Origin of the sequence: Flagellimonas sp., assembly GCF_965233845.1 — a bacterium.
Classification (GTDB): Bacteria; Bacteroidota; Bacteroidia; order Flavobacteriales; family Flavobacteriaceae; genus Flagellimonas.
On record NZ_OZ247584.1, the window covers coordinates 994,851 to 1,017,940 of the forward strand.

Annotated in this window: 23 protein-coding genes; 17 read left to right on the plus strand and 6 right to left on the minus strand. The window is 48.7% G+C overall.

Annotated elements, in window-relative coordinates:
- Positions 1-2 precede the first annotated feature (2 nt).
- Both ACO6S0_RS04560 and ACO6S0_RS04565 read left to right on the plus strand, forming a co-directional pair.
- Entirely contained in the window at positions 3-1,421 is a 1,419-nt protein-coding gene (locus ACO6S0_RS04560; protein ID WP_422350823.1) for a RagB/SusD family nutrient uptake outer membrane protein, read from the plus strand.
- A gap of 71 nt (positions 1,422-1,492) precedes the next feature.
- Complete coding sequence (locus tag ACO6S0_RS04565) at positions 1,493-3,697, plus strand: zinc-dependent metalloprotease (protein ID WP_422350824.1); 2,205 nt, start codon at positions 1,493-1,495, stop codon at positions 3,695-3,697.
- Positions 3,698-3,781: 84 nt separating this feature from the next.
- Here the strand turns inward: ACO6S0_RS04565 and ACO6S0_RS04570 are convergent, their stop codons facing one another.
- The 5 genes from ACO6S0_RS04570 to ACO6S0_RS04590 form a co-directional block, all read right to left on the minus strand.
- Entirely contained in the window at positions 3,782-4,039 is a 258-nt protein-coding gene (locus ACO6S0_RS04570; RefSeq protein WP_422350825.1) for a DUF6520 family protein, read from the minus strand.
- 38 nt (positions 4,040-4,077) lie between these two features.
- Positions 4,078-5,154, minus strand: a complete 1,077-nt coding sequence (locus tag ACO6S0_RS04575) for a hypothetical protein (protein WP_422350826.1) — start codon at positions 5,152-5,154, stop codon at positions 4,078-4,080.
- A 59-nt stretch (positions 5,155-5,213) separates the two neighbouring features.
- Complete coding sequence (locus ACO6S0_RS04580; RefSeq protein WP_422350827.1) at positions 5,214-5,660, minus strand: MauE/DoxX family redox-associated membrane protein; 447 nt, start codon at positions 5,658-5,660, stop codon at positions 5,214-5,216.
- 82 nt (positions 5,661-5,742) lie between these two features.
- Positions 5,743-6,579, minus strand: a complete 837-nt coding sequence (locus ACO6S0_RS04585; protein WP_422351800.1) for a helix-turn-helix domain-containing protein — start codon at positions 6,577-6,579, stop codon at positions 5,743-5,745.
- Between the two features lie 177 nt (positions 6,580-6,756).
- Complete coding sequence (locus tag ACO6S0_RS04590) at positions 6,757-7,173, minus strand: hypothetical protein (RefSeq protein WP_422350828.1); 417 nt, start codon at positions 7,171-7,173, stop codon at positions 6,757-6,759.
- A 204-nt stretch (positions 7,174-7,377) separates the two neighbouring features.
- Here ACO6S0_RS04590 and ACO6S0_RS04595 point away from each other — a divergent pair, with 204 nt between their 5' ends.
- The 7 genes from ACO6S0_RS04595 (at position 7,378) to ACO6S0_RS04625 (ending at position 14,974) form a co-directional block, all read left to right on the plus strand.
- Positions 7,378-9,783 (plus strand): aminotransferase class I/II-fold pyridoxal phosphate-dependent enzyme, encoded by a 2,406-nt coding sequence (locus tag ACO6S0_RS04595; RefSeq protein ID WP_422350829.1) that lies wholly within the window; start codon positions 7,378-7,380, stop codon positions 9,781-9,783.
- 12 nt (positions 9,784-9,795) lie between these two features.
- Positions 9,796-10,635, plus strand: coding sequence for an RteC domain-containing protein (locus tag ACO6S0_RS04600; protein WP_422350830.1), 840 nt, complete (start codon positions 9,796-9,798; stop codon positions 10,633-10,635).
- Positions 10,636-10,924: 289 nt separating this feature from the next.
- Positions 10,925-11,203 carry a helix-turn-helix domain-containing protein gene (locus tag ACO6S0_RS04605; protein ID WP_422350831.1) on the plus strand — a complete coding sequence of 93 codons (279 nt, stop codon included), beginning with the start codon at positions 10,925-10,927 and terminating at the stop codon, positions 11,201-11,203.
- 4 nt (positions 11,204-11,207) lie between these two features.
- Positions 11,208-11,747, plus strand: a complete 540-nt coding sequence (locus tag ACO6S0_RS04610) for a hypothetical protein (RefSeq protein WP_422350832.1) — start codon at positions 11,208-11,210, stop codon at positions 11,745-11,747.
- Positions 11,744-12,406: an ATPase gene (locus ACO6S0_RS04615; RefSeq protein ID WP_422350833.1), complete on the plus strand. Its 663-nt coding sequence runs from the start codon at positions 11,744-11,746 to the stop codon at positions 12,404-12,406. Before ACO6S0_RS04610 ends, ACO6S0_RS04615 begins: the two co-directional genes overlap by 4 nt.
- Positions 12,407-12,636: 230 nt before the next feature.
- On the plus strand, positions 12,637-13,008 hold the full coding sequence (locus ACO6S0_RS04620) for a hypothetical protein (protein WP_422350834.1): 372 nt from the start codon (positions 12,637-12,639) through the stop codon (positions 13,006-13,008).
- A 13-nt stretch (positions 13,009-13,021) separates the two neighbouring features.
- On the plus strand, positions 13,022-14,974 hold the full coding sequence (locus ACO6S0_RS04625) for a T9SS type A sorting domain-containing protein (RefSeq protein WP_422350835.1): 1,953 nt from the start codon (positions 13,022-13,024) through the stop codon (positions 14,972-14,974).
- A gap of 148 nt (positions 14,975-15,122) precedes the next feature.
- On the opposite strand, the gene ACO6S0_RS04630 is transcribed toward ACO6S0_RS04625, so the two are convergent.
- Positions 15,123-15,818, minus strand: coding sequence for an N-acetylmuramoyl-L-alanine amidase family protein (locus ACO6S0_RS04630; RefSeq protein WP_422350836.1), 696 nt, complete (start codon positions 15,816-15,818; stop codon positions 15,123-15,125).
- A gap of 166 nt (positions 15,819-15,984) precedes the next feature.
- On the opposite strand from ACO6S0_RS04630, the gene ACO6S0_RS04635 reads away from it, so the two are divergent.
- The 8 genes from ACO6S0_RS04635 to ACO6S0_RS04670 are packed head-to-tail and all read left to right on the plus strand — an operon-like array spanning position 15,985 to position 22,942.
- Complete coding sequence (locus ACO6S0_RS04635; RefSeq protein ID WP_422350837.1) at positions 15,985-16,272, plus strand: hypothetical protein; 288 nt, start codon at positions 15,985-15,987, stop codon at positions 16,270-16,272.
- 38 nt (positions 16,273-16,310) lie between these two features.
- Positions 16,311-16,598 (plus strand): hypothetical protein, encoded by a 288-nt coding sequence (locus ACO6S0_RS04640; RefSeq protein ID WP_422350838.1) that lies wholly within the window; start codon positions 16,311-16,313, stop codon positions 16,596-16,598.
- A 4-nt stretch (positions 16,599-16,602) separates the two neighbouring features.
- Entirely contained in the window at positions 16,603-19,017 is a 2,415-nt protein-coding gene (locus tag ACO6S0_RS04645; protein WP_422350839.1) for a TraG family conjugative transposon ATPase, read from the plus strand.
- On the plus strand, positions 19,014-19,673 hold the full coding sequence (locus ACO6S0_RS04650) for a conjugal transfer protein (protein ID WP_422350840.1): 660 nt from the start codon (positions 19,014-19,016) through the stop codon (positions 19,671-19,673). Before ACO6S0_RS04645 ends, ACO6S0_RS04650 begins: the two co-directional genes overlap by 4 nt.
- Positions 19,674-19,679: 6 nt before the next feature.
- Positions 19,680-20,510 (plus strand): hypothetical protein, encoded by an 831-nt coding sequence (locus ACO6S0_RS04655; protein WP_422350841.1) that lies wholly within the window; start codon positions 19,680-19,682, stop codon positions 20,508-20,510.
- A gap of 47 nt (positions 20,511-20,557) precedes the next feature.
- The gene (locus ACO6S0_RS04660) at positions 20,558-21,196 is read left to right on the plus strand and encodes a conjugal transfer protein TraK (protein WP_422350842.1); all 639 of its coding nucleotides are present in this window, start codon (positions 20,558-20,560) and stop codon (positions 21,194-21,196) included.
- A 10-nt stretch (positions 21,197-21,206) separates the two neighbouring features.
- Positions 21,207-22,148 (plus strand): conjugative transposon protein TraM, encoded by a 942-nt coding sequence (traM, locus tag ACO6S0_RS04665; protein ID WP_422350843.1) that lies wholly within the window; start codon positions 21,207-21,209, stop codon positions 22,146-22,148.
- Positions 22,145-22,942 carry a DUF4138 domain-containing protein gene (locus tag ACO6S0_RS04670; protein WP_422350844.1) on the plus strand — a complete coding sequence of 266 codons (798 nt, stop codon included), beginning with the start codon at positions 22,145-22,147 and terminating at the stop codon, positions 22,940-22,942. The genes traM and ACO6S0_RS04670 overlap by 4 nt, the downstream gene beginning before the upstream one ends.
- Positions 22,943-23,090 lie beyond the last annotated feature (148 nt).

The following is a 23,090-nucleotide window of genomic DNA, read 5'->3' on the forward strand; positions in this document are numbered from 1 at the left end:
TTATGAAACACACGACCAATATATACAACATTTTGTCCAGTAAGGGACTGGCCACATGGCTTTGCCCAATTTTGGGACTGATACTGATATTGACGACCTCCTGTGAGGACTTTGTGGAAATCGACCCGCCGAACAATCAATTGACGGGATCGGTGGTATTCGAGGAAGCCACAACGGTCAATGCCGCCCTGGTGCATGTTTATACGGGACTTCGAGACCACACACTTACCAATGGCGGGCTTTCGGGGCTGTCCTTTCTCTTGGGGCACTATACCGATGAATTGGAACTGTACAGTACGTCCCTTCCCGATGCCCAAGCCTTTTATGACAATACCCTATTGCCCACCAACAGTTATGTGGAGGGGCTTTGGAGCTCGGCCTATAACCTTGTCCATGCCACCAATGCCATTATTGAGGGGCTGGAGGGGAACACCATGCTCCCGGAAAGTGACCGTGACCGTTTTTTGGGCGAGGCCTATTTTTTGAGGGGATTCATCCATTTCCAATTGGCGAACCTGTTCGGGGAGGTACCCTATGTGGAGACCACGGACTATGTGGCCAACAGTGAAGCGGAAAAACTGGACGTGTCCCAGGTCCATGAAAGGGTGATTGCCGATCTACTGCTTGCCAAAAGCCTCTTGCCCATGGATTCGGGCCTGGAAAAGGTGCGCCCCGATCGATGGACGGCCAGTGCGATACTGGCACGGGTATACCTGTACAATGGCCAATGGGAGCTTGCCCATACAGAGGCTTCGGATGTCATTGCCAATGGGAACCATGCTCTCAATACGGATGTGGGATTGGTCTTTCTGGGAGACAGTCCCGAGACCCTATGGCAGTTTTCCGAAGGGGGTGCCGGAGCCAATACCCTGGAGGCGCAGACCTTTATCTTTTCCAGTGGGCCACCGCCCACCACGGCACTGTCGGATGTTTTGATGGACACCTTTGAGGCCGGGGATACCAGAAGGGAACAATGGGCCGCTGCCGTCACGGACGGCACGGGCACCTGGTACCATCCCAATAAGTACAAATTGAACACCAATTCCGGGACTACCCAGGAACGCTCTATTGTGGTCCGTTTGGCAGAACTTTACCTTATTGCTGCTGAGGCCAGTGCACAATTGGGCGATGTGGACACTGCGCTGGACTATCTCAATCCCATCCGTGAGCGGGCGGGACTGTCCCCTCTGGATGGCTTGGGACAAGGTGCCGTATTGGAAGCCATCCAAAGGGAGCGTCGGGTGGAACTGTTCACCGAACATGGCCACCGATTCTTCGACCTAAAACGGACAGGGAGGGCCCATGGTGAACTGTCCCCCATAAAACCCAATTGGGAGGCCACCGATGTACTGTTGCCCCTGCCGGCATCCGAGCTGCTGCTCAACCCCAACCTCTTGCCCCAGAACGAAGGATATCAATAATATGGATCATGTTACATTGCAAGAACATATCCGAAAAGACTCTACGGCGGTTTCGTAGATTTTTGTTTTCATTGATTTTTTTGTTAGTCACCTGCCCCTTAAGGGGGCAGGGCAACAAAATCACCGCAACAATACAGAATGGGTTCCAAGGTACCCTGGATATCCATCTGAACAACAACCGACTGATCATCGGAATGGATCCCACAATCTTCGGAAAGGATATGCTACTGGCGGTCCATGATAAGGGCTACAGGCACGTGGTTTGGAAACCCTATGGGAACGGGATCGTATTGGAAGCCCCAAGGGTACGCTCCCTATCGGGCATCCTGATACCCCAGACCCCAGACCCCGATCTCCCGCACGACATACTCGGGATATTCCCCACCCTGGACAGAACAGGGCCAAGGGCCCACTACATCGATGTCAGCCAACTGTTCCTGAACAATCCAGTGGTTGCCCAAACCGGTACCGATGGCACGATGGCCGCTGCCGAATCCCAGCTGGAGGGTGCCAGGATCTTGGAACACGAACTGTTGGTGAAGGTCAGGGGGCTGTTTTCCAAGGACGGTGCCAGATATTTCAGGACCGTGCACTTCAGCCTGATGCTGTTGCCGGACCCCATGGAACCAAGACCGTTCGATTATCGCATGGGCTTCTTTGCCGAGGACGAGAACAGCTTTATCAACCATTTCCCAAATCATGCCAGGGCCAATATTGCAAGATGGCGGTTGGAAAAACGCCGTAAGGACAGCACGGTCAGCAGTGCCAAATTCCCCATTACCTTTTATTTCGGCCCAGAGGTCCCCGAGAGATGGAAGCCCTATATAAAAGCCGGTATCATGGCATGGGCGCCCACCTTTACGGCGGCAGGCTATAGGGATGCCATACGGGTCAGGGAACTGCCCCCTGACATGGAGGACTGGCAGAGCCTCCAATATTCCATGGTCCGTTGGCCCCACAAGGAGCCCGTCCGGCGCTTTTCCTCCGACCATGGTTCCACGGTAAAAAAAGTGACCGACCTGCGTTCCGGGGAAATCCTCAAGGCGGACCTTGTAATAGGTTCGTCCCTGGAGGACCTAATGGACCGTTACTTTGTACGCTGTGCACCCATGGATCCACGGGCATGGGAGTACCCGTTTCCGGAAGATTTGACAGGGGAACTCATCCAGTCCCTGGTGTCCCATGAGATGGGTCACGCCCTAGGGATCAAGGATGCCCATTTCGGGGAATACGCCTATCCCTTTGAGCGGATGCGTGACAGTACATGGTTGCAGACCATGGGACACACCCCCAGCATCATGGGCTATGCCCGGCACAACCATATTGTACAGCCCGGGGACAGTATCCCACCAAGGCTGCTCATCCAAAAGGTGGGACCCATGGATGCCTACCAGATTCAATGGGGCTATGGAACCCTTAATGAGGATGGCCTTGAGGATTTGGTGCGTTTACAAGATTCCGTACCATGGTATCGGTACAATCTGAACCTGTTCGAGATTTTGGGGCCTGGTTCCGGCAATGAAGTGATGGACAATGATGACCCCGTGGCCAGTGCGGTACTGGGACTGAAGAACCTTAAAAGGGTACTGGAGCTGTTGCCAGAGGTCGATCGGACCCAACAGGACAATGCGCTCTTGGAACGGCTTTACCGAAAGACCTTAGCCCTATGGCACCAGGAGATGTCACAGGTATTGACCATGGTGGGCGGTTATACCGTCCAATATAAATCCGGGATCCAATCGGGAGCCGTCTATACCCCCATACCCAAGACGCGGCAAATGGAAGCCCTTGACTTTTTGGTGCAAAATGTCCTTACGGACCCAAAATGGCTGTCCTGTCCAAAGTTTCTGTCGAGGATCCGTTATACCAACAAGGACGATGTGCTAATGGGCTACCGACTGGAGCTTTTGGAATCGCTTATGGGTCCGCAAAGGTTGGGCAGGATCGAACAAATGGAACACATTGGGGATTCCCATGACCAATTGTTGGAAACCCTTCTGGAAATGTTGCGGCATGGGCTGTTCTGGGATTTGGGGGCCAGATATGGTCGGGATTTTGGACGATGGGAGCTTCAAAGGAAGTACCTGGCCCTGTTAATGGAAGCGTGCCGCGCTAATTCCGGGTACAGTGCGCATGCCCAAAGCGTGTTCCGGTATGAACGTGCCATAGTACGATCGCTTTTGGAAAAAAGATCGGAACGGATCGGGGACGGCATTGAAAAGGGGCATCTCATGCTATGCCTGGAATCCCTGGGGAGCAAAGGAAGGAGGGACTGAAAACGGTTTTTTGGCATTGATGGCCACAAAAAAGGAAAGGGCCGTAAAAGCCCTTTCCCGAAAAGTAAATTTACAAAACCGTTCTTACGGTTTGTACATCACCCTTGGACAGGTGGTCTGCGTAAGCACGTACTTTCCAAAGGCCTGTTGCTGGCCTTGCTTACAAAGTTCATTGCCCGAAGGGGCACACTGTATCGGTTCCGAACAGGGGGCTGTGCTGTTCAGGTAACCGTCGTTGATATCGGCAACCTCCGTAGCGGAAGTGGCCGTAAAGGCGCTGGCGGTAATGGCAATAACAACTGCCGCTACCGGTAACAATAATCTGTTCTTTAAAGTTTTCATATCGAAAAATTTAAGTTAATACTGTGACCTACTCTTTTTTACAGGTTTTCGGTCTTCGTCCTGTTATCGGCCGATAAATCATTATGTTTTTCACTGTCCGTCCTCGGTTTCCCCAGGATTTTAAATTGCCCCTTGTCCAGTCCATAGACCGAGAGCATGTCCCCCACGACGGCGATCAGTTGTCCGTCGCGTACCCGAAATTCCTTCAGTTTCTTCCGGCCGATATGGTATAGGTAAAAACTGAAGGCATAGGTGCTTTCCCTCCAATTGTACACATCGATGATGGACGCTTGGTCCAACATCCGGGGCTCTTCATATTTTCCCAATCTTGGGGAATTGACCATCATCAGGTCCTTATAAAGGGCCGCGGTATGGTTGATCTTTAGGGGCGGGGCCTTCATCTGCACCAGTCCCTTTTTGTTGGCCGACGCCAGTTCTATTTGGGCGGTGGAGACCGTATCCACGGTCTCCTGTCGGGCCAATAGGCCCAGTTGGGAATCCATGACCATGAACTGGTTGCGGTAATAATAAACGAAGCCCACGGCACTGCCATCGGGGGAGGCCACCATGGTGCCGTCCACGTCGAACATCCCATCGATCTGTTTTTCGAGGATCCGGGGGTTCAGGGAGACCTTGAAGCCATTTTGCTTTGTAAGCAGTCCCAAGGAGGACAGTTGTGTATCACTGTTTATGGTATTGATCAGGAACGAATCCGGGCCGAGGGGCAGGGCCTTGGTGAAATAGGCCTTGTCCTTCATCCACACCCCGGCATTCCAGTTGCCAAGGATGCCCCTAAAAATGCAGGGCACTGTACCGTCCATGACATAGTAATACGGTGACCGTACCCGAACGGAGACCGCTTGGAACGGCAGGTCCCTGTCGGACAGCCCAAGGGTAATATGGACCGTATCCCTCGTCTTTAGGTTGACCTCCAGCATATGCAGCGGAGCGGTGGTATTGCCGAGGTACAGCATATCATTGTCAATGCCGGCAATATAATAGGAATCGAACCCCAAGGGCAGGTCGTACCGTTTATTGATGGGATGGTGGGGATAGCGTCTGGTAAAGGCGTTGTTGCGGTGTACCCGATGTTCCGAAAGTTGGAACAGCAGCACGACAAAGCCGACGGAGATCCCTCCGATACCGAACAATCTCGTATAGGTATTGAGCCATTTCATGGTAAACGGGTTTTTAAGGGTCGGCCCTTTTCGATGATAAGGATGGCCACGAGTGCCAGGGCAACGAACCCTAGGTTAAAGACAATATGCTCGGTCCACCCCAATTCCTCCAGCACGCCGCCGCAGGAGCATGGGATAAAGTCACTGAAGTTCAGGACCAGGACAATATAGGAGGTGAACATGGCCATCAGGGCGAAACTGGCGTAAAATGCCAATAGGGTCCATTTTCTGGAGAAGAACAGGGTCGCGATCAGGATTTCCAACAGTGGGATGCCCCATGCGACTGCATCGGCATAGGCCGTTACGATGGGGGACTGCCCCAATTGTGTTCTAAACCCATGGAAATCCATGAGCTTACTGGAAGCCGCATATACAAAGAGCAGTACGAACCCTGTTGATGCCAGTTTGATAAATAAACGCCCATAGTTCCTTGTGAAATCCATACCGATTATATTGATATGACAAAGATCGGGAGTTAAGTTTGCTTCTAAGGGATTATTCCTTATCCGAGAGGGATTAATTTGGTTATAACTGCCCCTTTTGGGCCCGTTCCCGGAATATTTTGGGGGCATACTCATAGCGTTCCTTAAAGGCCTTGGAGAAATGCGGCACACTTTTGAAGCCCACCATTTCGGCAATGGTCTTGAAGTTCAATTTGGTGTACTGGACCAGGGTGGCCGCCTTGCGCAGGCGCTCCCGTACCAGGTACTTGAAGACGGTGGTACCGTAGAGTTCCCTAAAGCCGTACTTGAGCTTGAACTCATTGGTGCCCAGCTGGTGGGCGAGGTCCGTGAGGTTGGGCAGGTCCATCTGGAGGTTGTTCATTATCATGTCGCGCCCCTTACGGATCTTTCGGATGTCGTCATAACTCAGTTTGACCTTTGGTCGTTCGGGTCTTTGTTTTTTGGTGTCCTTGCCCTTGGTGCTTTCCTGAATGGCACTTCTGTCCCTTTCCTTGCCGAAGGTCTTTTCCAGGGTGGTATGGAACACGGTGACCAGGATGCTCCGGCAACCGTCGTCCTTGCTCTTGACCACGGTGATATGGCAGCGGTTGGGGATGACCAGGTGTTCATTGGTCCTGAACTCCAGGGGCAGGGTCATGTCATAAAAGTTCTTTTTCTGGAGCATTTTCCATTTCCTTTGCCATACGGCCCTTGAGGATTCGGTCAACAGGTCCCCAAAGGGGCTCTGGAGGATGTTGCCGTGGAGTTTGGACAGGATGGTACAGGTCTTTTGGTTGACCAGTTGCACCTTACCGCTGTCATCCAACAGAAAGCACATCTGTACCAGATGCTCGGTGGTGGTCTTGGTGCTGACAAAGCCCTGGTGGTAAAAGGACTCCTGGATCTCCTCGGCCAGCATGTTGAGCACGATGGCCAGGGCCTCGACGTTATCGTTCCTATCGGTGGTATCCAGGCGGTAGAAGAAATTACCGCTGGCCATCTCCAGCAGCATGTGCTGGATCTGTTGCATTCTCTTGTCGGTTCTTAGGGGGGACATTGTTGTTGGTTTTAGGGATTATTCGGCATTTACGTTGGTTCACAGGTTCAGTTTAAAAAGTGCCAGCCATAGGACCACGCCCAGAAACTTTTCCAGATAGCCAATGGCCTTGGCGGTTTCGCTGAAGGAGTCGGTGGGGATGTCCGGGTTGTTCGTCCTGAGATAGAACTGTGTCATGGCATCGGTCACGGGCGGCTCGATGATAATGGCCAGGGCCGTGACCAATAGGGAGCCCTGTACGGCCAGAAAGTCCCTTGCGGGCTTGTCCACACGTCTCAGGTGGCGGATGTCACAAAGAACGGGGTAGGGCCGTTCCTCCTGGAACTCCAACCGGTCCCTGACGATCTGTTTGGAGGCCTTGAGGTCGATCTCAACGCCCTTTTTATAGGTTATATGTACAATCTGGTCCTTGAGCATGTATAGGGCGTACTCGTTTTCAAAGTATTTCTGCATCATAGCTAGCAAACTGGTATACAGGGTACAATTTACAAAAATATTACAGTTGTGAATTACGGAAAACCCGTAAAGTCCCCTTTGAATGTGGCAAATTCTTATCTGAGAGGGATTAAAACATATCTGAGAGGGATTAATTTAAATTCGGGTACTACAAAATACTACAAATCCCACTAAATTTTATGACACTAAACAAAACAACCGACCATGGCAAAGATCAAGCACAACAATTTTCTGGATACCGTGAACCATGTCATCACCGATGCCGCCCAGGAGGGCATCTTACATCTGTACGCCGAAGGTGAGACGTTCTCTGGACGAACCATTGGGGTCAAGGGCCGCTCGCTGTTCCATTTCGGGACCACCGGGTATCTTGGGCTGGAGCAGGATGCCAGGCTCAAGACGGCGGCCATTGATGCCATCAAAAAATACGGGACCCAGTTCCCCCTGTCCAAGTCCTATATTTCACATCCGCTGTACAGGGGACTGGAGGAAAAGGTGGCCCGGATGTACGGGCAGCCCATTATCATTACCAAGAACAGCACCCTTGGCCACTTGGGGGCCATTCCCGGTGCGGTGGACGATCGGGATGCCGTCATCCTGGACCACCAGGTGCACTGGAGCGTACAGAATGCCTGCAAGCTGTTGAAGAACCGGAGCATTCCCGTGGATATGGTACGCCACAACCAACTGGATATGTTGGAGGACAAGATCATGTACCATTCCCGCACCCGAAGGCGCATCTGGTACATGGCCGATGGCATCTATTCCATGTTCGGGGACAGTGCCCCGTTACATGGCCTGATGGAACTGTCGGAAAAATACCCCCAACTGTACTTGTACATCGATGACGTGCACGGCATGAGCTGGACGGGCAGGCACGGTACCGGGTTTGTGATCGACCAGTTGGGGGAACTCCCCGACAATATATTGCTCTTCGGGACCCTGAGCAAGACCTTTGGGGCGAGCGGGGCGGTATTGGTATGCCCGGACAGGACCATGCACCACCGGATCAGGACCTTTGGCGGGCCGTTGACCTTTTCCGCCCAACTGGAGCCTGCGTCGGTGGCGGCTGCCTCGGCCTCTGCGGAGATCCATCTATCCCCCGAAATCCATGACCTGCAAAGCGAACTGGGGGAGCGTATACAGTATTTCAATGCACTGCTCCAACGGACCGACCTGCCCTTGGTGGACCGTAACAATTCCCCGGTCTTCTATATCGGTACGGGCATGCCCAAGACCGGCTATAATTTCGTCAACCGCTTGATGGCCGAAGGGTTCTATGTCAACCTGGGACTCTTCCCCGCGGTGCCCGTCAAGAACACGGGGGTACGGTTGACCATCTCACGCCATAACCAAAGGGAGGAGATCGCTGCGTTGGTGGAGGCCATGGCATACCATTACCCCAAGGCATTGGAGGAAACGGGTACCGATCCGGATAGGGTGCTGCATGCCTTTAAGCTCGAATCCAAGGCCCCAGAACAAATATTGGCCGATCCCGACCTTGACATCCAGTCGGCAGACACAATAGAATCCATTGACCCGAATGAATGGAACCAATGGTTTTCGTGTCAGGGAACCTATGACTGGTTGGGACTTAAGTTTCTGGAGCGCAGTTTTCAGGGCCACGACAGGACGGAGCACAATTGGGAGTTCCGATATGTGGTCATTAGGGACCGGGAGGGACATCCCATACTGGCCACCTTTATGACCATAGGGCTTTGGAAGGATGACATGCTGGCCAAGGAAACCGTTTCAAGGTCATTGGAAGCTGCCAGAAGGAAGGATCCCTACCATATGACCTCCAAGGTGCTGTCGATGGGCTCCCTGTTCACCGAGGGCAACCATCTCTATATCGACCATGAACACCCGTTAAGGGATAGGGCATTGGGCGTATTCATCCAGACCCTGGAATCCTTCGAGCGCCGGTTCGGCACCAAGATGACCGTCCTACGGGATTTTGACGGTGATGGCCCCCTGCACCGGTTTTTGACAGGGGAGGGATTCGTGAGGATCCAGATGCCCGACAGCTGTACCGTGATATTACCTGAAGGGGAGGATATGGAAACCTATATTTCCAAGCTGTCCTCAAGAAACCGCCGCCATTACCGACAGGAAATCCAGGGCTTGGAGCATAGTTTTAAGGTGGGCATCCTTCAACGGGCAGATGCAGGGCAACTGGACAGGTTCAATGAACTGTACAACAATGTGCACCGGCACAATCTTGGGCTGAACACCTTTCCCTTTCCAAAAAAGGTCTTTGAATCCATGTCCGATGATCCCCAGTGGGAGTTCATCGTACTGTCCCTGGACGAAAGGCCCGACACGCCCATCGGCGTGATGTTCTGTTATAACAACCAGGGCACCACCTATGTGCCCGCCTTTGTGGGGCTGGACTATGGGTATGTACGGAGCCACCACAGTTACCGCCAACTGCTGTACCGGACCATTGAGCGTGCCATTGGGCTCGGGATGCACAAAATCGATTTTGGGATGACCGCCGCCTTTGAAAAGCGGAAGCTGGGGGCAACGGTCAGGGAGGGCTTTGCCTATGTGCAGGCTTCCGATAATTTTTCGTTGGAGCTCTTGGGGATCATGGAACGAGACGCCTAAAACCCGACCGATATGAAGCATCAGAAATTGGTATCGGAATTCAAGACACAATTGGACAAACTGGAGAACGGGAACGGGGACATCCTCTTTCGGGCCGAATCGGGGATCACCATGGTAGAGCGGTACATCAAACGCCTCCAGGCGCAGATCGGCAAAAAGCCGTTTTCGACCCAGGAGGAGGAGATCAACTTCTTCAAGCACGTCAAGCCCCAGTTCTTCAGCAAACTGATCTACTATGGACGGCTCTTCAATATCGAGAGCAAGCGGCCAAGGGGCAGTGGTGCCGCCCAGGTCAAGTACCTACAGCACCAAATAGAAAAGCTCCAGATATTTTTCAATGACAATCTGGAATTCTACAATTATTACCGCCGTGGGGCCATCTCCCTGGACGAACAGTATTTTGTCCGGGGCAACAAGGACCTACGGCTCCCCCTCGAATCCTTTCACTTTCTGATCGACGACCAGTTCTCCACCTGTCAGGACGGTACGGTGGCCACCATCATGGCATACGATATGCTCATCGTGTACCTACAGCGGGAGATCGATACGTTGACCAACAACATGGACGACTTAAAAGACAAACCTATGGAACGACCTTCAAAACTATTTTGGACGGGCAGCAAGACGGATCTCATTGAGCTCCTCTATGCCCTGCACTCCAGCAAGTGCATCAACAGTGGCACCTCGGACATCAAGGACCTGGCGGCCCACTTCGAACATTTCTACAACGTGGACCTTGGCAACTACTACCACACCTTTATCGAGATCAGGTCACGGAAGACGGGCAGGACCAAGTTTTTGGACCGGCTTATCGATATGCTCAAACAGCGGATGGAAGGCCTGGACGACTGACCGGAAAAATCCCCCACCTCTATCCCAAGGTGGGGAATTTGGTTTTTAGGGCCCTGGACATAAAATTTGGGCGGTTTTGGGACTCCAACGGGGCGTTCCATGTACCAGAACACACCAAAAACCATCAAAAAAAATGTCAAAAAAAAATCCCCCACCTCTATCATAGCTATGGAAAAATATCGAAAATGCCTTTGCAATTTTGTGCCATCGAAAGTCAAATCAGGGCAAAGTCGTCCTTAAAAAATGGAAACATAGGGGGCGGCTTTGTTTTTTAAACAAACAAATGCAAATGGGCGCAACGATCATTACCACCGAAGACCTGTTCGAGTTCAAACTGGAACTCCTGCAGGATATCAAACAACTGCTTGAAGAACATTCCGGGACCCCTGCGAAGAAATGGCTGAAGTCCCCAGAGGTTAGGGAACTGTTGGGAATTTCACCGGGAACGTTACAGAATCTCCGTATCAACGGCACCTTGCCCTTTACCAAGGTGGGAGGGGTGCTGTACTACGATCAGCAGGACATTATGGAGGTGCTGGAGCGGAACAAGGTCAACAAAAACTTTTAGGGGTTTGGAGGACATCAACTACATCAAACACCTGAGTGGGGTCTTTGACCAATTTACCAAGGATTCCCGTTTGAACCCGACCCATATCAGTCTGTACATTGCCCTTTTTCAGCTTTGGAACAATAGTTTTTTTAGGGAGGAATTCCATATCAACAGGGAAGAGGTCATGGACTTTTCAAAAATAGGTTCCAAATCCACTTACCATAAATGTATCAGGGAATTGAGCCATTGGAACTATTTGCTATATATCCCATCCCATAACCCTTTTAAGGGCAGCCGTATCAAGATGTTCGATTTTGGGACAAGTGATGGACAAGCTGTGTACCGAAGCCGTACCAAAATCGGGACAAGCAGTGGACAAGCACTGGTACCTATAATAAAACATATACAAACTATAACAAACAATAAAAACAATATAAAACCGGAAAATTTTAAAAATTTAATTCCGTTAGATTTTGAAAACGACAACAAACCCAATGGGGTTGGCCAACATCGGGACAACCTAAAAACGGGTTCGGACAAGGATTACGGGGAACCGCTATGAAGCTGGACTATCCACATATCATCACCGAGGGCACTCGGACCTATCGTTTGGGAGAGCTCCAGGGCAACAACATCCTGTACGATTTTGACAAGATGCTCATCTATCTGGAGGCCAAGGGCAAGCTGATGTTCGGGGAGCGTTTCAGGATCTACAAGGAAGACCGCGGAATATTGCTGAAACTCTGCAACTACATCATCAAGGACTATGACAGCTGCAAAAAGGACGGTATCGACCCCAACAAGGGGCTATTGCTATCGGGACCCGTGGGCTGTGGCAAGACCAGTCTGATGCGGCTCTTGAAATTTCTGGTGCCCTACCAAAAACCGTATTCCGTCATTCCCAGCCGCAATATCGTGTTCGGGTTCAACCACATCGGTTTTAAGACCATCGAGGACTATGGCAACGGGCAGTACTTCTGTTTTGACGACTTGGGAGTGGAGCCGACAGGTAGGCATTATGGCAAGGATTGCAATGTGATGGGGGAGGTACTCCTGTCCCGTTACGAGCTTTTTGTCAACCGCCAGATCAAGACCCATTGCACCACCAACCTCAATGCACAGGAGCTGGAGGAGCGTTATGGCAAGCGGGTAAGGAGCCGCATGCGCCAGATGTTCAACCTGGTGGCCTTTGAAAAGGACAGTTCGGATAAACGAAAGTAAAGGGCCATTTATTCGAAAATCCAATGCATCGGAATTGCCACTGCTTTCATTTTCAAGGTTTATTTGTTAGCTGTTCAACATCCTGGGAAAATATTGATAGAAAAAGTTTCGAAAAGGATAAAGGCAACCATTTTTGGAATTAAGTATCATAACCAATAGATACCGTTAATCGAAAACATAAGAAAAAACTTACTTTTAAAATAAATATTCAATAACTTAAAATCCTAAAAATGAAAGCTTTGCAAATTTCGAGTTACATCCTTGTTCTAGTATTTAGTTTGGGCAGTATTTCCGGTTGTTCCAATGATGACAACGGCCCTGAACCTGGTTGCTACCAAGATGATAATCGCAGCATAGTAAATACGGTCAAAAATATATCAGGAACCATTATGGAGGAAGAATCCTGTGGATTTGTTATCAAACCGGATGAGGCATTAGATAAGAATCCCCTTGGTACGCTCAGACCATGTAATCTGGATGGAACATTCCAGGTCGATGGTACAAAGGTAATTTTCAGTGGTTATATTTATGAGTCCTTTGAAACAGAGGATATTTGTGCGGATTTTTTTGAACTGATCGATATTGAGATAAGTAATCCTTAAATCTTAATATATTATGAAAAAAACCTACTTATTGTTAATGGCCATGGTACTGTTCCTTGGCCCAATGGCCAACGCCCAACAAAGGGTATTGACCAAAGAATTCTCCGCCAACCAGATTCAGGAACAAAAACTTAGGGAATCCATCAAAGATTTTACTCTGGTTGAAATTGACTTGGACCAACTCAACAGGGATGTTGCCACACCCCAAGGAGCCAGATTGCTTTGGAACGTCAACGAATCCATGGTCCTGGATATGCATGTGTTTCCAGAAGAGATCCGTTCACCTTCCTTCACCGCTACATTGGTAACGGACAAAGGTATGGAGGTCTTCCCAATGGAAAAGACCATTACCTACAAAGGATATCTATCGGACGGGGATGCAGGACACGGTGTCAGGTTGACCATCGACCGTGGTTTTATCCACGGTAGCATCCAGACAGATGATGGCGAAATAATAGTGGACCAATTAAAATACATGGTCGGGGACCATTCTCTGAAATCGAACCAGATAGTACTATATAGGTCGAGGGATATTATAGGAACCGGTGGGATTTGCGGTACCCAAGAGGAATTGGAAGGTAACAAACAGTCCCAACCAAGCATTACTACCTTTAGCAATACTACGGGCTGTAAGGTAATTGAAGTCGCATTGGACTGTGATGGGGACTATTGGGATGCCTATAATGATGGTTCGTTCAATCGAATGTTGAGCGAGATCAATATGATCCAAGATGTTTATGACAGCGATCTTGATGCGGTCATGAGTGTTACCAGTGTTCAGGCATTTACCGGGAGCGGTATCTACGCATCGAGTAACCCGAGCACCATCATGGGTGAGATTAACACATTATGGACATCTTCCCCTTGGAGTGGCATCTCAAGGGATTTGGTCCACCATTTTACAGCTAAAACTACGGGTATTTACGGACAGGCATCGAGAATTGGTGCTGCCTGTGATGATGCAAACCCAAGATGTTTTTCGGAAGATCGTACTAGGGTGCATCAAACGGTGGCCCATGAAATTGGGCATCTTCTAAACGGTAGGCATTCGGAGGGGACAGATTGTGGAACCCCTTTTGTTAGAAGCATAATGTGCCAAGGTGACAATAAGGCCTTGGAGTTTTCAGCCGCCTCAATTACAAGGATTACCAATCATATGAATAACTGGAGTTGTCTGAACAACGAAACGATTCATATAGTTGGTACCAGCCCGATATGCGTGAACGATACCGAAACCTTTAGCCTGAACAATTTCAGCCCAACGGCATCCACAACCATTACATGGAGCTTGAGCAATTCCCGTGCAAGTATCCAGTCGGGACAGGGAACGTCCTCCGTGGTCATAAAAGGAAACTCTTCGGGCTCGGTATCCTTAACGGCCACCATTAACTATCCTGGAAGTTCCTGTGGCAATTTGGTCGAAACGCGGTCATTAAAGATTGGTCCAACCATTTCATACACATGGACCGGTCCAGGTCCTTATGGACAGGTAGACGTTAATGTTACTGGTGGTACGGCCCCTTGGAAGTTCTATAAGAATGGGTCCACCCTTATACATACATCCTATTCATCCAGTACCACGGTACCGTTTGGTTGTACGGGAGGCTCCTTGGAGGTACGTTCAACGACTTCCTGTGGAGAGGGCTCCTATACGGATATCATTTACGGCAGTTGTCCAAGTAGTTTCTCATTTACGGTATACCCCAATCCAACGGCCTCGGAACTGAAGGTCTCCAATGTTAATCCAGTTGGAGATGGTTCCATTGCCAAGAACAATGGAAGTAGAACTGTTGATCCAGTTCAGTTGGAGTTATACGATTTTAGTGGAAATCTGGTCAAAACAATGAAATATGACCAAACAGGTACAAGGACGACAATGGATATATCCACCTTTAAGAAAGGCACCTATATCCTAAAAATTGTGTGCAGGGGCGTTGATGAATCCCATTTGGTCGTCTTTGAATAAAAAAAGCATTCCCTGAGCCTACATCAAAAAACAAATCAAAGTCGGTTTCTATTTGGCATTGGCTATCCCTCTTGGGATAGCCAATGTTATTTTAATATTATACCAAGAAGTTCTTTCAATGTTTTATATAGGGCATATAAAAACTGTTTCATGTTTTTTCAAATTTAAGATTGTCAATTCCCAGTAGTATTGCCAAGGCCAGGGCCCTGATGCTCTTTATCCTTAGAATGTAATCCGCTTCATCTCTATGGGATAGGAACGCCATCTCGACCAAGACCGAAGGACAAAAGGTATTTTCCCTGAGTACATGAAAGTTGTCTGATTTAACGTTACGATTCCTGATTCCGAGGTTTTGTACCACTTCATTCAGGATCGATACCCCAAGGGCCAAGGACTCTTTGGAATAGCTATTGTGGGAATTATGGACAAAAACCTCCATTCCTTTTGCTTCCGGATTTTCTGCATGGTTACAATGCAACGAAACAAATACATCGGCTTGCAAGGCTTTTGCCAATTTGGAGCGATCTCCAAGGGATATCAAGGTATCAGTGTACCGTGTGAGATAGATATCGTATTTGCCATCCAAAAGGCTATGGTTCCATCGAACGATTTCCCTGGCCACGCTTAAGGCCACATCCTTTTCCTTGACCCCATTTATTCCTATAGCACCCGAATCCATACCGCCGTGTCCTGGATCGATGACCAGGATTTCTTTATGGACCATTTCCTGACCAAAAAATGGTTGGAAATTGCACATCAAAAGGACAAAAACTTGAACTGAGCGAAGTCGAAGTTTGACGTTTTTGAGGGTTTTGTAGATCAAAGGTTTTAAGGTTATCAACATAGCATTCCGTTTTTTACATAGATTTTGGTACCAATTCGCATCAATAAAAACCAAATCATATCAATTAATATGTTATTCACAAATAACTGATTAACAGGTATTTGTATATCAATATATGGTAATTTTCGATTATCAGAACCAAACGAATTTTTAAACACTTTTTGATATGAAAAAAGCACTGTACTTCACCCTGTCAACATTTTTTATCCCCTATGGGCTTTTCGCCCAGATCGGGGGCATCGAGGATTCGGTCAACGATATTTCCGATACCATACGGGCCATTTTCCCGATCATACTCGGGGTCATTTTCCTCGTGGGCTTCCTGTTCAATGCCGGACACTTTTTCGGGGAGAACGCCGACCTGAAAAAGGGGATCACCAGGGTACTGGTCTTTGTCCTGATAGCGGGGGCCGTTGTGGGCATCTTTACTTACCTCATTGGCATTGTTGTCTAAGCCGTTAAACGGCATTTGGCATTAAATCAGGTAAACTTATGAAGACTTACGATGTATATCGGAATATCAGAAAGCGGGCGGTGATCATGGGGCTTCCCATATCACTTTTTGCCCTATTGATGGTCTCGGTGATCGGCTCCTTGCTCATCATCATCTTTTCCTTTAGTGTGGTGGTGATCATTTCGGTACTGATGTTTAACATCGTCCTGTACCTGATCTTGGGGCAGATTACCAAAAACCCTTCACTATTGGACTTCAAGAAGGCCTTTCCAAGAACCATAGACCATAAAAAACCGGGCCTGGCAAAATGGGCCGATAACCATTGACACCATGAACAAGATCAATTTTTCAGCATACCATCCCATTTTGGACATCCAGGGGCATACCGTATTTGCCTCCAATGGCAATGTGGTACTGTGTTACAGAGTGGACCTGCCCGAAGTGTACTCCCTTTCGGAGACCGATTTCGAAGAGCTCCACGGGACCTGGTTCCAGAGCTTCAAATCGCTGCCCACGGGCACGGTCATCCATAAACAGGACATTTACAAAAAGCGGGGGTATTCCGCAGAGGAACTGCCCAATGACACCTTCCTGCAAAAAGCCACCCATGGCCATTTCAAGGGACGGGAACATATGAAGCACAATAGCTATCTGTTTTTCATCCATCCCTTGGACAGGACATTGAATGCCCCTAAATATGTCAATCCCTTTAGGAAAGTGGAAAAGGGCATCCATAAAAAACTCGACCACAGTGTCCTTGAGTTCATCGGTGCCGTGAACGATGCGGTGTCCTTTGTCAACAACAGTCGAAAGGTGTCCATGACACCTATGGCACCGCAGCAAATTGTCAGTGTCACCGACACCTATTTCAATGGATTCAACGAGGGCTTTGATACCGATATCCAGTTGGGAAAAAAGGGTATTTCGATAGGGGACCACCATTTTGATGTACTGGCCGTGAACAGTGAGCTCTGCTTTGGGGAATCCGTTCAGAGCAGCCGGACCAACGACAGGTTCACCTCGGACGATTTTACGTTCCACCAGGGCTTTGTGGACGGGCTGGGCCTGGACCTGAACGAGGACCATATCGTCAACCATATCCTGTATATGGACGACAAGCATAAATGGCGGAAATTGCTGGACAAAAAGGTCGGGGAACTGGGCAAGAGTTCCAATTTTGGCACCCAGAACAAGGTCATTCTTAAAAAGATCGAGGATATCCTTGACAGGATCAACAGCGATGACAGCTCCAGGATCATCCGTGGGCATTTCAATGTTATATTCTGGAGTCCGGAAGCCGGACATCTGGATAGAACCGCTTCCATTATAAAGACGGAGTTCAAGGAACTGGACATTGTGCCCTATTGTCCCAAGGGAGAGGAACGCAAGCACTATTTTCTCAACAGCTATCCCTGCCATGCCTCCAATTTTTCCAATGCCGATCTATACGTTACCGACCTGAAACATGCCCTGTGCCTGTACATCAACAACACGAATTACAAATCGGACCATACTGGCATCATATTCAACGACCGTCAGCACAACATCCCCGTGCTGAAGGATGTCTGGGACGAACGGAAAAAACGCATCAAGGCACGGAACTTTGCCATTTTTGCCCCAACGGGCGAGGGCAAGTCCTTTCTTGCCAACAACATACTCCGCCAATATTTCGAGGCGGGTGTTCGGCTGGTGATTATCGATCTGGGGGGCTCCTACGCCAAATTTGCCAAGCTGTACCCTGATGACCATATCATCCTACGGTACGAACAGGGCAAGAACCTGGGCATCAACCCCTTTTATATTTCGGGGGAGGCCGACCTGACCCCTGAAAGGTTGGAGGACCTGACCGTATTCCTGTTGGAACTGTTGGCAGAGGGCAATACCGTATCCAAGGGCAGGGAAGTGGCCATGAAAAAGGTGCTGCTCCATTACTACAACACCGTGCGGGAACAACATTCCCTGGCATCATTGTACCAGTTTGTGGACGGCCATAAGGATGACCTGATCCAAACCCTCAACATTAGGGAGGAGGATTTCAGTGTCTATGGGTTTCTGCACATCCTATCGGAGTATGTGGAAAACGGCCTATACAGCTTTCTGTTCAATGTCGGGGAGGACCAGACCTATAAGATCGAGGACAAAAGGATGATCGTCTTTGAACTGGACGAGGTGCGCGACAACAAGGAAATCCTTTCGGTAATGCTGAAGCTTATCAAGTCGGCCATACAGCGCACCATCTGGCGGAACCGCTCGGAGCGGGGGATCATCCTGTTCGATGAGTTTGCCAAGCAGTTGAAGTTCGGCAACGTCCTGGAAAGTGTGGAGTTCTACTACCAGGCCATCCGGAAGCAGAACGGGGCCATTGGCATCATCCTACAGTCCATCAACCAATTGCCCGATAATTCCACGTCTGCCAGCATTTTGGAGAACACACAGGTGATTTACAGTCTCCGTAACGAAAAGGGCTATGACGAGCTGAAAAATAGGCTCAATCTGTCATCCCATGACCTGAACCAACTACGTTCCATCCGCAACAACCTGACCGGGGATCGGAAGTACACCGAAATGTTCATCAAGATCGGCAAGGAAAGCAACATCTTCCGGTTGGAAGTACCACCTGAGGTCTTTGCTGCCTACCTGACCGATGGCACCGAGAATACCAAAATCATGGAGCTTTTTGAAAAAACAAACGACATGGAACAAGCCATAAAAACATTCATTAACCATAAAAACAGAACATCATGAAATCGAAGATTATTCCATCCGTTCGGCTTTCAGGCTCGGGTAACGAACACAAAAAAGCAAAAGGACATTTTGTGGGTAAAAACAAAATCAAAATTCTAGTATTGACACTGACACTTTTCCATTTTTCATCAGGCTACATTGTGGCCCAGGGGATGCCGGTGTATGACAATACCAACTTTATCAGCCTGGCCAAACAGCTTATCGAATCCGCCAAGCAGACCTCCCAACTGTTAAAGACCGTGGAGTTTCTGCAGCAGCAAAAGGAGCGTATCGAACAGGTGAGCAATGTCCTCCAACAACTCAGTGCAGTTCAGGAACTCATCCAGAACAACCAGCAGCTCTTCAATATGGTCCAGAACGACCTACAGGAGATATTGAACTCCCCCTATATCAAACCGGGGGAAATAGACCGTATTACGGATTCCTTCAATGACATCATAGAGAGTTCCATGGAAAGTGTGGATTATGTCAATACCATCCTATCGAGCGGGCTCCTTAAGATGGAGGATGCCGAGCGGGCCAAGGTGCTGAAGGAGCATGAACTCAAATCCAAGGAAATGGTCGCCGAGATACGTGCCAAGACCCGTCGCTATCGGGAGATTATTTCCTTCAGGAAGATGCAGGACAGGATCAATAACCGTGAAACGAATTATTAAGCAGCTATGTTCTTGGGAATAGGATTGGAATATGTGGATGCGGTCTACCAGACCATCATGGACAGTGATTTTGCCCAGTATACCATTACGGGCATGAAGGCATTGGCCGTCCTGTTCTTTTTGGTGAACATCCTAAAGAAATACAATGAGGGCATTGCTTCTACGGATGGCCATACCTGGGGGCTGACCCCCACGGAACTGGCCAAGAACTTTGCCATCGTGATCTTGGTGATCTTCTCCACACAGGTATTGGATGTCTTTGATACCATTTTGGTGTCCATAGAATCCCAGTACCGGGACACGGCCCCGGCGCTCCTCCCGTTACAGATGCAGGATGTGGACCTGGAACAGGATGTGGGCGCCCTGGAGGCCGCCAAAAAAGCACTGGCACTTTTGTATGAGGCCTTGGTGACACCCTTGTACGGTATGAAGGTGCTGGCCTTTATCATCGGGATTTTCCTATGGATGATGGACCTGTTCATCTATCCGCTGTTCTTGGCGGAACGGTTCTTTCTATTGGGCATTATGCGGGCCTTCTTTCCACTGGTGATCAGCTTGGCCGTGTTCGAGAAGTTCAGGGGACTGGCCTATAACTTCTTCAAGCTCTATGCAGGGGTGTATATGCTGGTACCGGCCTTCTTTTTGGTCAATGTCTTCGTCAATGCCCTGTACATGGAGATCAACGCAAACTTTTGGAACAACCTGTTCGGGACGGACTGGGGCAGTGAATTCTTTGCACCATTGATAGAACTGGCATCCATCGGGTTTATCGTGCTGTTGAAGTTCAAACTGTACCGCAAGGCCACCTCCTTTACCTTCAAACTCTTCGGTGCTTAAAGCACATTAATGAATACATGATAGCTGCGCTAAAAACTACTAATGAAATGAAAACACCCTATAAAAACATATACGATGTTCTAAAGCTCAACCGCTTTATCGTGCTGGTCATGGTCATCGGGACCGTACTGACCTGTATGGTGTCGGTGCTGATGGTCATCAAGCTCCACAGGGAAAGTGTGGACAATGCCTTTGTGGTCAACGGGGATGGAAGCGTGATCCCGTTAAAAATGGTCACCCAATTGGAAAACCTCGAAGTGGAGGCCAAGGCCCATCTGGAACTGTTCCACAGCTATTTCTATGGCATTGATGCGAGTAACAATGAAAACAACCTTGAAAGGGCGTTATGGCTGGGCAACAGCTCTGTGGATGCACTTTATCGGCAGAAAAAAGCGGAAGGGGTATATAACCGTTTGCTACAATATTCCCTGGTACAGAAAGTACTGAGCATAGAATCCAAGGTGGACCTGCAATCAGAACCCTATAGGTTTGAGACCGTTACCGTATTTGAGATCAACCGGGGGTCGGTCACCGATACCTATGAGCTGACCACTACGGGCAACCTGATTCATGTGAATCGGAACTTTCCGAACAATACCCATGGCCTGTTGATCACCAACTTTTTTGAAAACACTTTAAAAAAAGTCCATAATCCCGATATAAGATCGGGACAGGTTGGACATTAAACAAACTGATATGAAACTAGAGAAGAACAAAATTGTATTTGGCCTGGTCATTCTCTGCGTGGTCCTGTTCATTGTGGGCTATGCGATGATGGCATTGGGCGGGGACGAAGAGCCAAGTATTGATAACAACCAAATTCCCGTACCGGAACTGGGGGAGGAACAGGAGCAGTACAAAACCAAATTGGAGGCCCTGGATGCCATCAAGGAAGAGCGGCAGACCAACGCCCCTAGCATCTATGACGAGAGCCTGTTGGATTCCACGGGAGTCTATGACCCAGACCTGATGGAAAAGAAAAAGATGCGGATCATTGACAGTATCTACAATGAAGGGCGCATTGATTACTCGGAAGGGACATTCCGGAAGCCGAAGACCGAGAAAGTGGCATTGGATCATACCAAACCGGATACCATACCAACTCCCAAGAAAAATGATGACAAAGACCCATCCATTGAAATGAAGGAATTGGGATTGGAGCACCAGTTGTTCTTTGCCTCAGATCCCATGGAACAGCTCTTGGAGGTAAATGGGACTACGGATGCCCAGATCTTGGTCAGGGTGGATGGTACCCAAACGGTACGCCAGCATTACAGGTTACGGATGCGGCTCTTGGAAGAGGCCATGATCAATGGAACTGTGATTCCAAGAAACACGGCCATTTACGGATTCGTGAGTTTTAAGCCCAACAGGACCATGATCGAGATTGAACATATTGAACACATTCCCATTAACCTAAGGGCACATGACCTTCAGGATGGCAGTGAGGGCATCTACATCGAGAACAGTTTCCGGGCGGAGGCCACAAAGGAAGTGGTAGGGGATGCCATTGATGATATCAATATCGGTGGCGTGCCACAGGTCAAGGGCATCAAGGCACTCTTCCAAAGGGACAACCGTTTGGTCAAGGTGACCATAATGGATAATTATCAACTCATTTTAAAGCTAAAACAATGAAACATATTTTAATAATCTCCATACTTATAATAAGCAGTCAAATGTCGGCACAAAAATATTTGGACACCATCTACGCCAACGAGCATAAAAATGTGGCCCTGTTCTTTCCAGAGCCCATTCGCCAGGGTATTGTAGGGGCTTCAAATTTTGTGTTTACCTATAACCGCGAAAAAGAGCAGCACTTTGGGTTGGTACAGGCTAAGCCGGGGGAAGATAGCAATTTATTGGTGTTGACCAAGGGTGGGCAGGTATATTCCTATATCCTGAAATACCGAAAACAGCTCAACAAGTTGAACCATTTTGTTGCCGGTTCTGAAAGTATCGGGACCGAAAAGCCGATTCAAAAACAAAAACTGCCCGATAGCCGAGAGCTTGACAGTATCACCGAGCGTAGAAAGTCTTATGAGCGCTTCTGTAGCTACCTTTTAAAGACCAAGAACGAGCGATTGGCCACCAAGCGAAAAAGGGGTGTCAAACTTCAGTTACAAAAAATGGCCTACAACGGGGATGAGACCTATCTGGTTATTGAGGTCACTAACAATTCGGAAATCGATTTTGAGTTGGACTATTTGAAAATATATAGGGCGAATGGCAACAAAAAAAGAAAGGCATCATATCAAAAATTGGAAATAGTGCCGGTATTTAAACATATGGAACTACAAATCATTAAAAGAGGTGCTGCCCAACGGTTTGTATATGTCCTGCCGAAGTTCGTTCTCGGTGATGGAGAAAAACTGGAAATTGAATTGCATGAATCGAAGGAGAGTAGAAAGGTTGTCCTAAAAAAACGTTAACAAACGTTACATCAGGAAGACACAGTCACGACAACGTCTGTTACAAGGATTTGAACAATGAGCTAATACTATCTTAGAGTAACTTAACGGTATTCACTTTTAAACCCGTTTACAAAACAGTCATTAGAATAAATTCCAATGTTAATTA

What these genes read in the sequence shown, in the direction of transcription:
- ACO6S0_RS04560 (WP_422350823.1), top strand. Translation starts at nt 3, where the DNA reads ATGAAACACACGACCAATATATACAACATTTTGTCCAGTAAGGGACTG.
- ACO6S0_RS04570 (WP_422350825.1), bottom strand. Translation starts at nt 4,039, where the DNA reads ATGAAAACTTTAAAGAACAGATTATTGTTACCGGTAGCGGCAGTTGTT.
- ACO6S0_RS04580 (WP_422350827.1), bottom strand. Translation starts at nt 5,660, where the DNA reads ATGGATTTCACAAGGAACTATGGGCGTTTATTTATCAAACTGGCATCA.
- ACO6S0_RS04585 (WP_422351800.1), bottom strand. Translation starts at nt 6,579, where the DNA reads ATGCTGGCCGAGGAGATCCAGGAGTCCTTTTACCACCAGGGCTTTGTC.
- ACO6S0_RS04590 (WP_422350828.1), bottom strand. Translation starts at nt 7,173, where the DNA reads ATGATGCAGAAATACTTTGAAAACGAGTACGCCCTATACATGCTCAAG.
- ACO6S0_RS04595 (WP_422350829.1), top strand. Translation starts at nt 7,378, where the DNA reads ATGGCAAAGATCAAGCACAACAATTTTCTGGATACCGTGAACCATGTC.
- ACO6S0_RS04600 (WP_422350830.1), top strand. Translation starts at nt 9,796, where the DNA reads ATGAAGCATCAGAAATTGGTATCGGAATTCAAGACACAATTGGACAAA.
- ACO6S0_RS04605 (WP_422350831.1), top strand. Translation starts at nt 10,925, where the DNA reads ATGGGCGCAACGATCATTACCACCGAAGACCTGTTCGAGTTCAAACTG.
- ACO6S0_RS04615 (WP_422350833.1), top strand. Translation starts at nt 11,744, where the DNA reads ATGAAGCTGGACTATCCACATATCATCACCGAGGGCACTCGGACCTAT.
- ACO6S0_RS04620 (WP_422350834.1), top strand. Translation starts at nt 12,637, where the DNA reads ATGAAAGCTTTGCAAATTTCGAGTTACATCCTTGTTCTAGTATTTAGT.
- ACO6S0_RS04625 (WP_422350835.1), top strand. Translation starts at nt 13,022, where the DNA reads ATGAAAAAAACCTACTTATTGTTAATGGCCATGGTACTGTTCCTTGGC.
- ACO6S0_RS04630 (WP_422350836.1), bottom strand. Translation starts at nt 15,818, where the DNA reads ATGTTGATAACCTTAAAACCTTTGATCTACAAAACCCTCAAAAACGTC.
- ACO6S0_RS04635 (WP_422350837.1), top strand. Translation starts at nt 15,985, where the DNA reads ATGAAAAAAGCACTGTACTTCACCCTGTCAACATTTTTTATCCCCTAT.
- ACO6S0_RS04640 (WP_422350838.1), top strand. Translation starts at nt 16,311, where the DNA reads ATGAAGACTTACGATGTATATCGGAATATCAGAAAGCGGGCGGTGATC.
- ACO6S0_RS04645 (WP_422350839.1), top strand. Translation starts at nt 16,603, where the DNA reads ATGAACAAGATCAATTTTTCAGCATACCATCCCATTTTGGACATCCAG.
- ACO6S0_RS04650 (WP_422350840.1), top strand. Translation starts at nt 19,014, where the DNA reads ATGAAATCGAAGATTATTCCATCCGTTCGGCTTTCAGGCTCGGGTAAC.
- ACO6S0_RS04655 (WP_422350841.1), top strand. Translation starts at nt 19,680, where the DNA reads ATGTTCTTGGGAATAGGATTGGAATATGTGGATGCGGTCTACCAGACC.
- ACO6S0_RS04660 (WP_422350842.1), top strand. Translation starts at nt 20,558, where the DNA reads ATGAAAACACCCTATAAAAACATATACGATGTTCTAAAGCTCAACCGC.
- traM (WP_422350843.1), top strand. Translation starts at nt 21,207, where the DNA reads ATGAAACTAGAGAAGAACAAAATTGTATTTGGCCTGGTCATTCTCTGC.
- ACO6S0_RS04670 (WP_422350844.1), top strand. Translation starts at nt 22,145, where the DNA reads ATGAAACATATTTTAATAATCTCCATACTTATAATAAGCAGTCAAATG.